This window comes from Photorhabdus luminescens subsp. luminescens (assembly GCF_001083805.1).
GTDB lineage: Bacteria > Pseudomonadota > Gammaproteobacteria > Enterobacterales > Enterobacteriaceae > Photorhabdus > Photorhabdus luminescens.
Genome location: NZ_JXSK01000009.1, coordinates 1 through 13624, shown reverse-complemented (window position 1 = coordinate 13624; position 13624 = coordinate 1). Strand labels below are relative to the sequence as shown.

Annotated in this window: 11 protein-coding genes, 1 tRNA gene and 2 rRNA genes; 9 read left to right on the top strand and 5 right to left on the bottom strand. The window is 43.5% G+C overall.

Features of this window, described 5'->3' with window-relative positions; genetic code table 11:
* The first annotated feature begins 117 nt into the window (after window positions 1-117).
* The gene (locus tag TI10_RS18450) at window positions 118-318 is read left to right on the top strand and encodes an alternative ribosome-rescue factor A (protein ID WP_049584852.1); all 201 of its coding nucleotides are present in this window, start codon (window positions 118-120) and stop codon (window positions 316-318) included.
* 324 nt (window positions 319-642) lie between these two features.
* Here TI10_RS18450 and trkA read toward each other — a convergent pair whose 3' ends face one another.
* The 4 genes from trkA to def all read right to left on the bottom strand — a co-directional run bounded on the left by trkA (window position 643) and on the right by def (window position 4921).
* Window positions 643-2019 (bottom strand): Trk system potassium transporter TrkA, encoded by a 1377-nt coding sequence (gene trkA / locus TI10_RS18445; protein ID WP_049584851.1) that lies wholly within the window; start codon window positions 2017-2019, stop codon window positions 643-645.
* Window positions 2020-2075: 56 nt separating this feature from the next.
* Window positions 2076-3365, bottom strand: a complete 1290-nt coding sequence (gene rsmB / locus TI10_RS18440; RefSeq protein WP_049584850.1) for a 16S rRNA (cytosine(967)-C(5))-methyltransferase RsmB — start codon at window positions 3363-3365, stop codon at window positions 2076-2078.
* A gap of 70 nt (window positions 3366-3435) precedes the next feature.
* A complete protein-coding gene (gene fmt / locus TI10_RS18435) occupies window positions 3436-4383 on the bottom strand; it encodes a methionyl-tRNA formyltransferase (protein ID WP_049584849.1) in 948 nt (315 codons plus the stop codon).
* A gap of 25 nt (window positions 4384-4408) precedes the next feature.
* Entirely contained in the window at window positions 4409-4921 is a 513-nt protein-coding gene (def, locus tag TI10_RS18430; RefSeq protein WP_049584848.1) for a peptide deformylase, read from the bottom strand.
* A 133-nt stretch (window positions 4922-5054) separates the two neighbouring features.
* Here def and dprA point away from each other — a divergent pair, with 133 nt between their 5' ends.
* Genes dprA through TI10_RS18405 form a run of 5 tightly spaced genes read left to right on the top strand, consistent with a single transcriptional unit; the run spans window position 5055 to window position 8416 of the window.
* Entirely contained in the window at window positions 5055-6140 is a 1086-nt protein-coding gene (gene dprA / locus TI10_RS18425; RefSeq protein WP_049584847.1) for a DNA-protecting protein DprA, read from the top strand.
* A 53-nt stretch (window positions 6141-6193) separates the two neighbouring features.
* Window positions 6194-6733: a DNA topoisomerase family protein gene (locus TI10_RS18420; RefSeq protein WP_049584846.1), complete on the top strand. Its 540-nt coding sequence runs from the start codon at window positions 6194-6196 to the stop codon at window positions 6731-6733.
* A 21-nt stretch (window positions 6734-6754) separates the two neighbouring features.
* Window positions 6755-7324, top strand: coding sequence for an L-threonylcarbamoyladenylate synthase type 1 TsaC (gene tsaC, locus TI10_RS18415; RefSeq protein WP_049584845.1), 570 nt, complete (start codon window positions 6755-6757; stop codon window positions 7322-7324).
* A 13-nt stretch (window positions 7325-7337) separates the two neighbouring features.
* Window positions 7338-8156, top strand: a complete 819-nt coding sequence (aroE, locus tag TI10_RS18410) for a shikimate dehydrogenase (RefSeq protein WP_049584844.1) — start codon at window positions 7338-7340, stop codon at window positions 8154-8156.
* The gene (locus TI10_RS18405; RefSeq protein WP_049584843.1) at window positions 8153-8416 is read left to right on the top strand and encodes a DUF1488 family protein; all 264 of its coding nucleotides are present in this window, start codon (window positions 8153-8155) and stop codon (window positions 8414-8416) included. The genes aroE and TI10_RS18405 overlap by 4 nt, the downstream gene beginning before the upstream one ends.
* Here the strand turns inward: TI10_RS18405 and TI10_RS18400 are convergent.
* A complete protein-coding gene (locus tag TI10_RS18400) occupies window positions 8392-8937 on the bottom strand; it encodes a gamma carbonic anhydrase family protein (RefSeq protein ID WP_049584842.1) in 546 nt (181 codons plus the stop codon). The two genes, TI10_RS18405 and TI10_RS18400, sit on opposite strands and share 25 nt — an antisense overlap.
* A 470-nt stretch (window positions 8938-9407) precedes the next feature.
* Between TI10_RS18400 and TI10_RS18395 the strand changes: the two genes are divergently transcribed.
* The 3 genes from TI10_RS18395 to TI10_RS18385 form a co-directional block, all read left to right on the top strand.
* Window positions 9408-10952: ribosomal RNA gene (locus tag TI10_RS18395) — 16S ribosomal RNA — on the top strand.
* An 82-nt stretch (window positions 10953-11034) separates the two neighbouring features.
* Window positions 11035-11110, top strand: a tRNA-Glu gene (locus tag TI10_RS18390).
* A 191-nt stretch (window positions 11111-11301) separates the two neighbouring features.
* Window positions 11302-13624, top strand: a 23S ribosomal RNA gene (locus TI10_RS18385); the annotation flags it as partial.

Sequence of the window (13624 nt, the reverse complement as noted above, 5' to 3'; positions counted from 1 at the left end):
TAAGAAATAAGAAATAAGAAATAAGAAATAAGAAATAAGAAATTTTTCTTTATTATTGAAAATTCAGAGAGTACAATTGCTATGTTCTCAGATAAATTAATATGATAGAGGCATATGATGGCTATATATCACCATAAAAAAGGTGTAATAAAGGATAATGCTCTAGAAGCTTTATTACGTGATCCACTATTTAAACAGCGAGTTGAAAAAAATAAAAAGGGAAAAGGAAGTTACCAGAGGAAAGAAAAACATAGTAAAGCAAGTAACTGGGAGACCAGTGGTAAGGGGTTATTAGATTCTTTACTACTGGTCTTTTAGTTTAATAGACCTATCTCCTATTTTTCAGTAACCTACGAATTTCTAATAGTGATTTTGTTTCAGTAATTGAGGGTGTTTAATTTCTTTTTACTAAATGATCTGTTTATTGGTTTCATTGTGTATAAAATAGTGAATGATGATACGGTGTTTTTTTATAATTATACCGATGCTGATGTCAGCAGTTAAATTGGTAAAATTACTTTTCATAGTAAATCCACAAAATAATTTAAAAATTTCATCACATTCCTCTAATTGAAATATACCAAGTTGTATCAGTTATTATGTTAGAATTATATGACTGGTACATAACTATTTCTTTGGTTTTTAAAGGAAAAAAGGGCTCGGCTGGAATAATTTCTCTACTTCGGGGACAAATTTTTTATCTGTAATAAACATAATTACATGATCTCCTTGTTCGATCACGCTGTAATCATTAGCAATAATGACTTCCTCACCGCGGGCTATTGCACCAATTGTAGTGCCTGGTGGTAATTTAATATCACCTACTGCTCGACCAACCACCTTTGACGTATTTTCATCTCCATGAGCAATCGCTTCAATAGCTTCGGCCACTCCACGACGTAATGAGGAAACGCTTACGATATCTGCTTTGCGAACATGACCTAGTAGAGCGGAAATCGTCGCTTGTTGTGGAGAGATTGCAATATCAATGACACCACCTTGAACTAAATCGACATATGCACTACGTTGGATGAGAACCATGGCTTTTTTGGCTCCCATGCGTTTGGCAAGCATTGCGGACATGATATTTGCTTCGTCATCGTTGGTTAGAGCAATAAATACATCTACTTGTTCTACATGTTCTTCGGCTAATAACTCTTGATCGGAGGCATCCCCGTAGAAAACTATGGTGTCATGTAATAATTCAGCTAGTTCTGTAGCTCTTTGTTGATTTCGTTCGATTAATTTAACCCTGTAATCTTTTTCGAGACGTAGTGCAAGACCGGCACCCACATTACCACCACCTACGATCATAATACGCTTGTAGGGCTTTTCTAAACGTTGAAGTTCACTCATTACAGCACGAATATGTTGTGATGCAGCTACAAAGAAAACTTCGTCACCGGCTTCAATAATTGTAGAACCTTGTGGTCTTATTGGTCGATCCTGACGGAATATTGCAGCAACTCTGGTATTAATATGTGGCATGTGTTCACGAAGTGAGGAAAGTGCATTTCCTACAAGTGAGCCTCCATAATAAGCTTTTACTGCAACAATACTTACTCGTCCTTCGGCAAAGTTAACAACTTGTAGGGCGCCAGGATATTGAATTAGTTTGTAAATATAATCTATAACAAGTTGTTCTGGTGAAATAAGATAGTCAATAGGAATGTCATTAGGGAGAAAAAGTTTATCTGCTTCGCGGATATATTCTGCTGCGCGTATTCTAGCAACTTTATTTGGTGTGTTGAATAAGGAATAAGCAATTTGGCATGCAATCATGTTAGTTTCGTCAGAATTAGTTACAGCAACTAACATGTCAGCATCTTCAGCTCCAGCTTCTCTTAATACCCTGGGGTAAGAACCATGACCATTGACTACTCTGAGATCGAATTTATCTTGTAATTGGTGTAAACGGTTAGGATCAGTATCGACTATAGTGATATCATTATTCTCACCTACCAGATTTTCAGCTAATGTACCACCAACTTGACCCGCGCCAAGAATAATTATTTTCATAGTATTCTCTAATTTATTGTAAACAAATAATTATCTCTATGAATTATAGAGATATATTACTGTTTAATTAATCGAGCGTAAAAGAAACCATCACCACCATTTAACTCAGGTATTATTTGTTTTCCCGGATAATCATTTGTTCCTGTTCCCTCTAGTTTTGCATCTGGGTGGCGTTTTAAAAACGAGCTGATTTGCTGGCTATTTTCATCTGGTAGAATAGAACAGGTTGCATATACTAATGTTCCGCCTTTCTTTAAGAATGGCCAGATTGCATCAAGAATCTCAGCTTGTAATTGAACTAATTGAGTAATATCTTCCTCGCGGCGTAACCACTTGATATCAGGATGGCGACGGATTACTCCTGTTGCTGAACATGGGGCATCTAAAAGGATGCGGTCGAATTGCTGGTTTTCTGCCCATTGTTCAGGGTGACGTCCATCACCGGTTTTTACTGTAGCGTGGCAATTAAGGCGTTGGAGATTTTCTTTTACTCGTTTGATTCTTTGCTCATCAATATCTACCGCTAATACTTGAGATTCTGGTGCTGTTTCGAGGATATGTGTTGTTTTCCCTCCTGGTGCTGCACAAAGATCGAGAATTTTCTCTCCATCAATGGGTTTTAGTAACTCGACGCACTCTTGTGCGGATACATCTTGGACAGTGACCCAACCTTTGTCAAATCCAGGTAATATTGTTACAGGACAAGGGGAAATTATGCGGATAGCAGAAGGTGATTTGGGTGTTGGTTCCGCATCAATACCTGATTTATGAAGAAGAGAGAGATATTCATCTCGGCTATGGTATATACGATTAACTCGTAACCACATAGGTGGTTTTTCATTGTTAGCGTTAATAAGTTGTTGCCATTGTTGTGGATAGGCTTTTTGGATTCGAGTGAATAGCCATACTGGGTGTAAGTGATGATTAGGATTATTTTGTACATATTCGATTAACTGTAGCTGTTGTCTCTGAAATTGGCGAAGAACGCCGTTAATTAGCCCTTTTAATTGAGGATACTTCAGAGTTGCGGCTCCGTTTACTGTTTCAGCAAGTGCTGCATGGGCTGGAATGCGAGTATAGGTAAGTTGGTATATTCCAACCATAAGCAGGTAATGAAGAATACGTTGTTTACCTTTTAATGGTTTTGCCATTAGTTGACCTATTATCCACTCTAATTGTGGTAATACGCGTAATACTCCGAAAGATAATTCCTGTAACAAGGGTTTATCTTTAGAGGTTATATTTTGTTGCAGTTTGGGTAAGACTGTACTCAGAGACTGTCCTTGATCCAGAACTTGATTGATTGCTTTTGCGGCGACACTTCGCAGGTTATATGTGTTTTTCATAGTTAAAAAAGCTGACAAAAGCCAGCATTAAGAGAAAGTTTGTGAGAGAGCTTACAGCATAAAATAGTATTTAGTTGATTTTATTGCCTGGTGTAAACCATTCATGTTTAGAGTTAAGTAGATTTGCTGCTGACATTGCTTTTTTACCAGCAGGTTGTAATTGAGTAATGTTCAGAATTCCATCAGTAGTGGCAATATAAATGCCTTTTTTGTCTGCTTTTAATACAGTTCCCGGTTCTACAGAAGTTTGTTCTGCAATGGCTTCTGCTTTCCAAACTTTAACAGGTTGTCCTTCCATCTCGAAAAAGCTCATAGGCCAGGGATTGAATGCGCGAATACAACGTTCGAGGTGGGTTGCAGATAGTTCCCAATTTATACGGGCTTCTTCTTTGCTTAGTTTTTCAGCGTAGGTAACTAAATTTTCGTTTTGAATTTCAGGTTGACTTTTACCCGATGTTATTAACGATAATGTTTTAAGCAACGCATCTGGCCCAATGTTGGCCAGTTTTTCGTATAAACTGGCACTGGTATCCTCAGGAGTAATAGGGCAGCTTGCTTTATATAGCATGTCACCAGTATCAAGACCTATATCCATTTGCATGATCGTTACGCCTGTTTCTGTATCGCCGGCCCAGAGCGAGCGTTGAATGGGGGCTGCACCTCTCCAACGTGGTAATAGGGAGCCATGTACGTTTAGGCAACCTAATCTTGGAATATTTAAAACAGTTTTAGGAAGGATCAATCCATAGGCAACAACTATGAGAACATCAGGCTGTTGTTTTAGAATCCATTGTTGGTTTTCTTCTGAACGTAAAGTAGCTGGCTGAAAAACGGTGATGTTACGTTCCTCTGCCAGTACCTTTACAGGACTGGGTGTCAGTTTTTTACCTCGTCCTGCCGGTCTATCTGGTTGAGTTAGAACGCCAACCACCTCATGCTGAGACATTAACAAAGCCTCTAAATGGCGTGCTGCAAAATCAGGTGTTCCGGCAAAAACAATACGTAAAGAATCAGACACGTTTATTTCCTGTATTAATGTAATTTTACTTGGTTCGGGCTTTTTGTTTATCCAGTTTTTCTACTTTCTGGCGTATACGTTGGCGTTTCAGCGGAGATAAGTAATCCACAAAAAGTTTACCAATTAAATGGTCCATCTCGTGCTGAATACAAATTGCTAGTAAGCCATCAGCTTGTAATTCAAATGATTGACCATTGTAATCAAGGGCTTTGATTTTGACTTTTTCGGCTCGTGGCACCAGTGCTCGTTGCTCAGGAATAGACAAACAGCCCTCTTCGATCCCAGTTTCACCACTTTTTTCCAGTAATTCTGGGTTGATAAGAACGAGACGTTCATTACGTGTTTCTGATACGTCAATAACAACAATACGCTGATGAATGTCAACTTGTGTTGCTGCCAAACCAATACCTTCTTCTGCATACATAGTTTCAAACATATCATCAATGATACGTCGAATCTCTGCATCAACTGTTCCAACAGGCGTTGCAATAGTGCGAAGCCGCTCGTCTGGGTAATGTAATACTTGTAATACTGACATATATGTTTAGATCTGCGTCCAAAATGTTAATGGTATTCTATGTCTATTCTAGACATTTCCCGTTTAGATTGACAGTATCGATTGCTGATTGAGCAGTTTAGTTTTGTCCGTCAATCTTAGCCAGGATGACAACATGGAAGCTATGGAAGTATGGTTGCGAATGAAGATGGTTTCTCATTTGGCAACAGAGAGAGCAGCAAATGTTGCAGAAAAATTATTACATTCCGGGAATCGTTACCTCACTGTGCTGAAAGATAGTGGATTATCGCCGGCACAATCTCTGCAATTTACTAAAGTAAATAAAACCTTACTAGCTTCATGCCTTAAATGGCTGGAACAACCAGAGCATCATTTATTGACATATTCTCACCCTTCGTATCCACCTCTATTAAAGCAGATACATACCCCTCCGCTTGTGCTTTTTGTGTCAGGAAAACCAGATATTCTTTTAAAGAAGCAGGTGGCGATGGTCGGGAGCAGGACAGCAAGCTATTATGGTGAGAAATGGGGAAGAATTTTTGCAAGTGAACTGGTTGGATATGAGTTAGTTATTACTAGTGGTTTAGCTATTGGTATTGATGGTATTTGTCACCGAGCTGCGTTGGATAGTGGAGGTAAAACAATAGCAGTATTAGGTAGTGGGCTTGGGCAGATTTACCCTCATAGACACGGCTCATTAGCAAAGCAAATTGAGGAGAATGGTGCTCTTGTTTCTGAATTTTTTCCGGATACTCCGCCACGTGCAAAAAATTTTCCTAAAAGAAATCGGATTATCAGTGGATTAAGTTCAGCAGTGATTGTTGTAGAAGCAGGTCAAAATAGTGGTTCGTTAATTACTGCTCGTTGTGCCCTTGAACAAGGAAGGGATGTATTTGCACTACCAGGGCTTTTGGGAAATTCAGTGAGCGAAGGGAATCACTGGTTAATAAAACAAGGTGCATATTTAGCCACAAACGCAATGGATATTGTGGAACATGTTTACAGTTCACTACAATGGTTGAATATGGAAAGAATAGAGGAAGAAGTAAAACCGCAGTTTGAGCAAACTGAGTTGCCATTTATGGATGTGCTAGTTAACGTAGGTGCTGAAATAACGCCTGTTGATATTATTGCTCAGCGTTCCTCATTACCTATAACTGAGGTAATGACAAAGCTCCTTGAACTGGAACTACTGGGTCAGGTGGCTGTGGTTGCTGGTGGTTATGTGCGTGTGGGTTAAATTAACTGAATTTCCAGAGTCCTATTTAAAATAATTTTTTGAGTGAAAAGAGTATGGCAAAAATGGTTCCTTTCTCCACTAATGAAACTGAATATTGCCCTGAATGTGGTTCTGTATTGGTTATACGTAATGGTACCCACGGTCCATTTCTTGGATGTTCTGGTTATCCATCATGTCAATATATTCGTCCATTAAAAGGGCAAAGTGATGGTCATGTGGTAAAAGAACTTGAAGGGCAGCTATGCCCGGCGTGTGGGGCTAATTTGATTTTGTGTCAAGGGCGTTATGGAATGTTCATTGGCTGTAGTCGTTATCCTGAATGCGAACATGCAGAGCTAATTGATAAGCCGGATGAGACGTTAATAGCCTGCCCGCAATGTAAACAAGGACAACTACTCCAAAGGAAATCACGTTTCGGAAAAATTTTCCATGCGTGTAACTGTTACCCTAATTGCCAGTTTGTATTAAATAATAAGCCAATTGCGAGTAAATGTATGTTTTGTTCTTATCCATTGCTGGTGGAAAAGCGTACATCACAAGGTGTAAAGTTATTTTGTGCCAGCAAATTGTGTGGAAAACAGCAAATAAATTAAGTAATTAAACAGAGTAATAAAATGAGCAATGAAGAATTATCTGCATTTGAGGATGTATTAACTGCATTAAAAGCAGAAAAAGTGATTGCCTATCCGACTGAAGCTGTTTTTGGACTTGGATGTGATCCTGACAGTGAAAAAGCGGTAAGTGAACTGCTTATATTAAAGAAACGTCCTTGGCAGAAAGGATTGATTCTTATCGCAGATAATTATGAACAATTACAGCCATATCTTGATGATAAACTTCTAACAGAAGAACAAAAAGAGACTATGTTTGCTTGTTGGCCAGGGCCTGTAACTTGGGTAATCCCTGCCAAATTCAGTACATCTAAATGGTTGACTGGGCAATTCACTACCTTGGCTGTCAGAGTTAGTGATCATCCTTTGGTGAAGCAGTTGTGTACTTTTTATGGTAAACCGTTGGTGTCGACTAGTGCAAATTTGAATGGTCTTGAACCATGCAGAACAGTAGAAGAAGTTAGACAACAGTTTGGGAATAAGCTTCCTACATTAAACGGAGATGTTGGAGGTCGAAAAAATCCTTCAGAAATTCGGGATGCTTTAACTGGTGAGCTTTATCGTCAAGGATAGGGGAAGAATAAATATGGATCAATTTGCTGTCTTTGGTAATCCTGTTGCGCACAGTAAATCTCCGCGTATCCATCAGTTATTTGCTGGACAAACAGGTATTGAGCATCATTACGGGAAAATTCTAGTACCGATAAGTAAATTTGAAGAGGCATTGGATATATTTCTTAAACAGGGAGGTATAGGAGCCAATATTACTGTGCCATTTAAAGAGCAGGCATTTATTCGGGCAAATGAGTTGACTGAACGAGCAAGACTCAGTGGTGCAGTTAATACCTTGAAATTACTGGATAATAAGCAATTGATTGGTGATAACACTGATGGTATAGGGTTATTAACAGATTTGATACGACTTGGGTTTATTACTCAAGGACAACATATTTTAATCATTGGAGCTGGTGGTGCTGCCAGAGGTGTTTTATTTCCATTATTAGAATTTGGTTGTGAAATTACAATAACAAACCGCACGTTTAGTCGCGCTGTACAGGTTGCTAATGATTTTTCGTCAATAGGTAATATTCGGCCTGTTGAGATGAAAGCACTTAATAATCCTGAGTTTGATCTCATTATCAATGCGACTGCATCTGGTATTAATGGTGAGGTTCCTACCATATCTCCATTCATATTTAATGAAGATTGTGTCTGTTATGACATGTTTTACCAAGCTAATTTGACGCCCTTTATTTTCTTTGCTAAGAAGCATGGTGTTTCTCGTTATGCGGATGGATTAGGGATGTTAGTAGGGCAGGCAGCTCATTCATTTAAATTATGGCATGGCGTGTTGCCTGAAATTGCGCCCGTATTGCTAACATTGGAACAGGAATTACATTCGTGAATCAATCTATTCAATTTCCTGAGAGAGAAGAGTGGAACGAGCAAGAGCAGATAGTCATTTTTCCTGCACTGGTAAATGGATTATTGGTTCAATGCGTGATAAGCGCGGAGGATCTTTTATACCGTTATGGAACGAAAGATCATCATCCACTAAGTCTTTTTCGACAAAATCGTTGGGATATAGAAGAGGAATTCGAATTAGTAATTAATAATGAGGATGATGATCGTTTGGGACGTTACATATTACCTTCCTGCAAGTAGTTATTTTTCAAGCTAACGTAGTGGCTTGCTGAATAACATAGCCCTTTTAATTCTTCAGGTTTTAGTTTTCTGACCTGACGGGCAGGGCTGCCAATGTAAAGGTACCCACTTTCTAATACCTTGCCTGGGGCTACTAGGCTGCCTGCTCCAATAATAACGTTATCTTCAATCATTGAACCATCAAGTAGGATGGAGCCCATACCGATGAGTACTTGATTACCGATAGTGCAGCCATGAAGAATAACTTTATGTCCAATCGTGACATCATTCCCCACAATTAAAGGGAAACCATCAGGATTGTCTGTTGTTTTGTGTGTCACATGTAATATAGAGCCATCTTGAATGTTAGTACGTGCACCAATAGATACATAATTAACGTCCCCACGGATGACGACTAAAGGCCATATACTGACATCATCAGCAAGCCTAACATCACCAATGATTACACTAGATGAGTCTAGCATAACGTTCTGACCAACTTTGGGTTGTGTATCAAGGTAACTGCGTAACGTTTCGGACATGTATACCTCTGATGAGAAGATGGAGATTTACTTTAAATAAGATTTTAGTGAGGAAAATACCAGTATGCAATGAAAGAAACTTGCTGAATTGAGCTATTCTGGTTTGAATTTCGCTCAAAAAGAACAAGGATTAGCCTGTTGGTGATGAATGTGAAAAAAAGTATTGTATAAAAATCTGAGCTCCCTATAATGCGCCACCACTGACCGACACAACGCTGATAAACATTGTGAGGTCGGGCAGAGAGAAGTCAATAAGCGCTTGACTCTGCGGGCGAACAGCGTAATATACGCAGCCCGGCTGAACGAGAATGTTAATTTTTATGTCAGCCTGCTCTTTAACAATTAATCAGACAATCTGTGTGGGCACTCACAAGACCGTATCACAAAAAAATATGTTTTAAAGTCTTGAAGAGTGAACAACAGTTAATTCATTACGAACTAACAGTCAGTTTCTTTGAGCATCAAGCTTTCAATTGAAGAGTTTGATCATGGCTCAGATTGAACGCTGGCGGCAGGCCTAACACATGCAAGTCGAGCGGTAACAGGAAAGCGCTTGCGCTTTTGCTGACGAGCGGCGGACGGGTGAGTAATGTCTGGGGATCTGCCCGAGGGCGGGGGATAACCACTGGAAACGGTGGCTAATACCGCATAATGTCGCGAGACCAAAGTGGGGGACCTGAAAGGGCCTCACGCCGTCGGATGAACCCAGATGGGATTAGCTGGTAGGTAGGGTAAAGGCCTACCTAGGCGACGATCCCTAGCTGGTCTGAGAGGATGACCAGCCACACTGGGACTGAGACACGGCCCAGACTCCTACGGGAGGCAGCAGTGGGGAATATTGCACAATGGGCGCAAGCCTGATGCAGCCATGCCGCGTGTATGAAGAAGGCCTTCGGGTTGTAAAGTACTTTCAGCGGGGAGGAAGGGTTCAGCTTGAACAGAGCTGGATTTTGACGTTACCCGCAGAAGAAGCACCGGCTAACTCCGTGCCAGCAGCCGCGGTAATACGGAGGGTGCAAGCGTTAATCGGAATGACTGGGCGTAAAGCGCACGCAGGCGGTCAATTAAGTTAGATGTGAAATCCCCGGGCTCAACCTGGGAATGGCATCTAAGACTGGTTGGCTGGAGTCTCGTAGAGGGGGGTAGAATTCCATGTGTAGCGGTGAAATGCGTAGAGATGTGGAGGAATACCGGTGGCGAAGGCGGCCCCCTGGACGAAGACTGACGCTCAGGTGCGAAAGCGTGGGGAGCAAACAGGATTAGATACCCTGGTAGTCCACGCTGTAAACGATGTCGATTTGGAGGTTGTGGCCTTGAGCTGTGGCTTCCGAAGCTAACGCGTTAAATCGACCGCCTGGGGAGTACGGCCGCAAGGTTAAAACTCAAATGAATTGACGGGGGCCCGCACAAGCGGTGGAGCATGTGGTTTAATTCGATGCAACGCGAAGAACCTTACCTACTCTTGACATCCAGAGAAGACCTCAGAGATGAGGTTGCGCCTTCGGGAGCTCTGAGACAGGTGCTGCATGGCTGTCGTCAGCTCGTGTTGTGAAATGTTGGGTTAAGTCCCGCAACGAGCGCAACCCTTATCCTTTGTTGCCAGCGCGTAATGGCGGGAACTCAAAGGAGACTGCCGGTGATAAACCGGAGGAAGGTGGGGATGACGTCAAGTCATCATGGCCCTGACGAGTAGGGCTACACACGTGCTACAATGGCGGATACAAAGTGAAGCGACCTCGCGAGAGCAAGCGGAACACACAAAGTCTGTCGTAGTCCGGATTGGAGTCTGCAACTCGACTCCATGAAGTCGGAATCGCTAGTAATCGTAGATCAGCATGCTACGGTGAATACGTTCCCGGGCCTTGTACACACCGCCCGTCACACCATGGGAGTGGGTTGCAAAAGAAGTCGGTAGCTTAACCGCAAGGAGGGCGCTGACCACTTTGTGGCTCATGACTGGGGTGAAGTCGTAACAAGGTAACCGTAGGGGAACCTGCGGTTGGATCACCTCCTTACCTGAGATAGGTTGAGTGCAGTGCTCACACAGATTGTCTGATGAAAGTAAAGTGCAAGCGCGTCTGCGAAGCTGACCATCGGGTCCCCTTCGTCTAGAGGCCTAGGACACCGCCCTTTCACGGCGGTAACAGGGGTTCGAATCCCCTAGGGGACGCCAGCTTGCGAAGATGACGGGTGAAAGGCGTTGTCGTTAAGGTATCTTTAAGCGGATTTTCGGAATCGGTTTAGCGATATAAGCTCTTTAACAATCTGGAACAAGCTGAAAAATTGAAACAGTCAATGATACCGGTTGCGGTGTGATTGACGAGTCTCTCAAGCTGAACAATCCGAGACAGTTTCGGGTTGTGAGGTTAAGCAATTAAGCGTACACGGTGGATGCCTAGGCAGTCAGAGGCGATGAAGGACGCGCTAATCTGCGAAAAGCGTCGGTAAGCTGATATGAAGCGTTATAAGCCGGCGATGTCCGAATGGGGAAACCCAGTGCAATGCGTTGCACTATCATTAACTGAATCCATAGGTTAATGAGGCGAACCGGGGGAACTGAAACATCTCAGTACCCCGAGGAAAAGAAATCAACCGAGATTCCCCCAGTAGCGGCGAGCGAACGGGGAGGAGCCCAGAACCTGCATCAGCCACAGCATCAGAGGAACGGTCTGGAAAGGCCGGCGAGAGAGGGTGACAGCCCCGTACTCGAAGATGGCGTGGTTGTGAGTTCGATGAGTAAGGCGGGACACGAGAAATCCTGTCTGAAGAAGGGGGGACCATCCTCCAAGGCTAAATACTCCTGACTGACCGATAGTGAACCAGTACCGTGAGGGAAAGGCGAAAAGAACCCCGGCGAGGGGAGTGAAAGAGAACCTGAAACCGTGTACGTACAAGCAGTGGGAGCCTTGATGAATCAGGGTGACTGCGTACCTTTTGTATAATGGGTCAGCGACTTATATTCTGTAGCAAGGTTAACCGAATAGGGGAGCCGCAGGGAAACCGAGTCTTAACTGGGCGAAATGAGTTGCAGGGTATAGACCCGAAACCCGGTGAGCTAGCCATGGGCAGGTTGAAGGTTGGGTAACACTAACTGGAGGACCGAACCGACTAATGTTGAAAAATTAGCGGATGACTTGTGGCTGGGGGTGAAAGGCCAATCAAACCGGGAGATAGCTGGTTCTCCCCGAAAGCTATTTAGGTAGCGCCTCGTGAGTTCATCTTCGGGGGTAGAGCACTGTTTCGGCTAGGGGGCCATCCCGGCTTACCAACCCGATGCAAACTGCGAATACCGAAGAATGTCATCACGGGAGACACACGGCGGGTGCTAACGTCCGTCGTGAAGAGGGAAACAACCCAGACCGCCAGCTAAGGTCCCGAAGTCATGGTTAAGTGGGAAACGATGTGGGAAGGCCCAGACAGCCAGGATGTTGGCTTAGAAGCAGCCATCATTGAAAGAAAGCGTAATAGCTCACTGGTCGAGTCGGCCTGCGCGGAAGATGTAACGGGGCTAAACCATGCGCCGAAGCTGCGGCATTCAGAGGACAGATTTCAGAAGACAGAGGACGGAATGATGTCATATGGATTCGAGCAATTGGACGTGTTTAAGAAAGCTTATCGAATTTCGTTAGAAATTCATCAGGTGAGTTTGACATTTCCTCAGTACGAACAATATGGATTAGCGGACCAGGTCGGGCGGGCAAGTAAGGGCATTTGCGCCAACCTTGCCGAGGGCTTTGGTAAGCAGCATTATTCCAAACCCGAGTTCAGGCGTTTCATTAGTATAGCCTTAGGCAGTGCCGATGAGATGCGTGTATGGTTAAGATATTGTCTGGATTTGGGCTATATCAATCGGGTTCAGTGGCAGGAATGGCGCGATGGCTATGAAGAGATAGCGAAAATGCTGACTGGACTGGGGCGGCGTCTGTAAGCTGTATTCTGACGTCTGTTCTCTGAATGGGTAGGGGAGCGTTCTGTAAGCCGTTGAAGGCGGCGCCGTGGAGGCCTGCTGGAGGTATCAGAAGTGCGAATGCTGACATAAGTAACGATAAAGCGGGTGAAAAAACCCGCTCGCCGGAAGACCAAGGGTTCCTGTCCAACGTTAATCGGGGCAGGGTGAGTCGACCCCTAAGGCGAGGCCGAACGGCGTAGCTGATGGGAAACAGGTTAATATTCCTGTACTGAATGTGACTGCGAAGGGGGGACGGAGAAGGCTAGGCCATCCGGGCGACGGTCGTCCCGGTTTAAGCGTGTAGGTGGGAGGAGCAGGCAAATCCGCTCTTCTTTTAACACTGAGGCGTGATGACGAGCCGCTACGGCGGTGAAGTGGTTGATGCCCGGCTTCCAGGAAAAGCCTCTAAGCATCAGGTGACATTGAATCGTACCCCAAACCGACACAGGTGGTCAGGTAGAGAATACTCAGGCGCTTGAGAGAACTCGGGTGAAGGAACTAGGCAAAATGGTGCCGTAACTTCGGGAGAAGGCACGCTGGCGTTAGGTGAAGGGGTTGCCCCCGGAGCCGAAGCCAGTCGCAGAGACCAGCTGGCTGCAACTGTTTATTAAAAACACAGCACTGTGCCAACACGTAAGTGGACGTATACGGGTGTGACGCCTGCCCGGTGCTGGAAGGTTAATTGATGGGTTAGCCGTTAAGGCGACGCTCTTGATCGAAGCCCAGTAAACGGCGGCC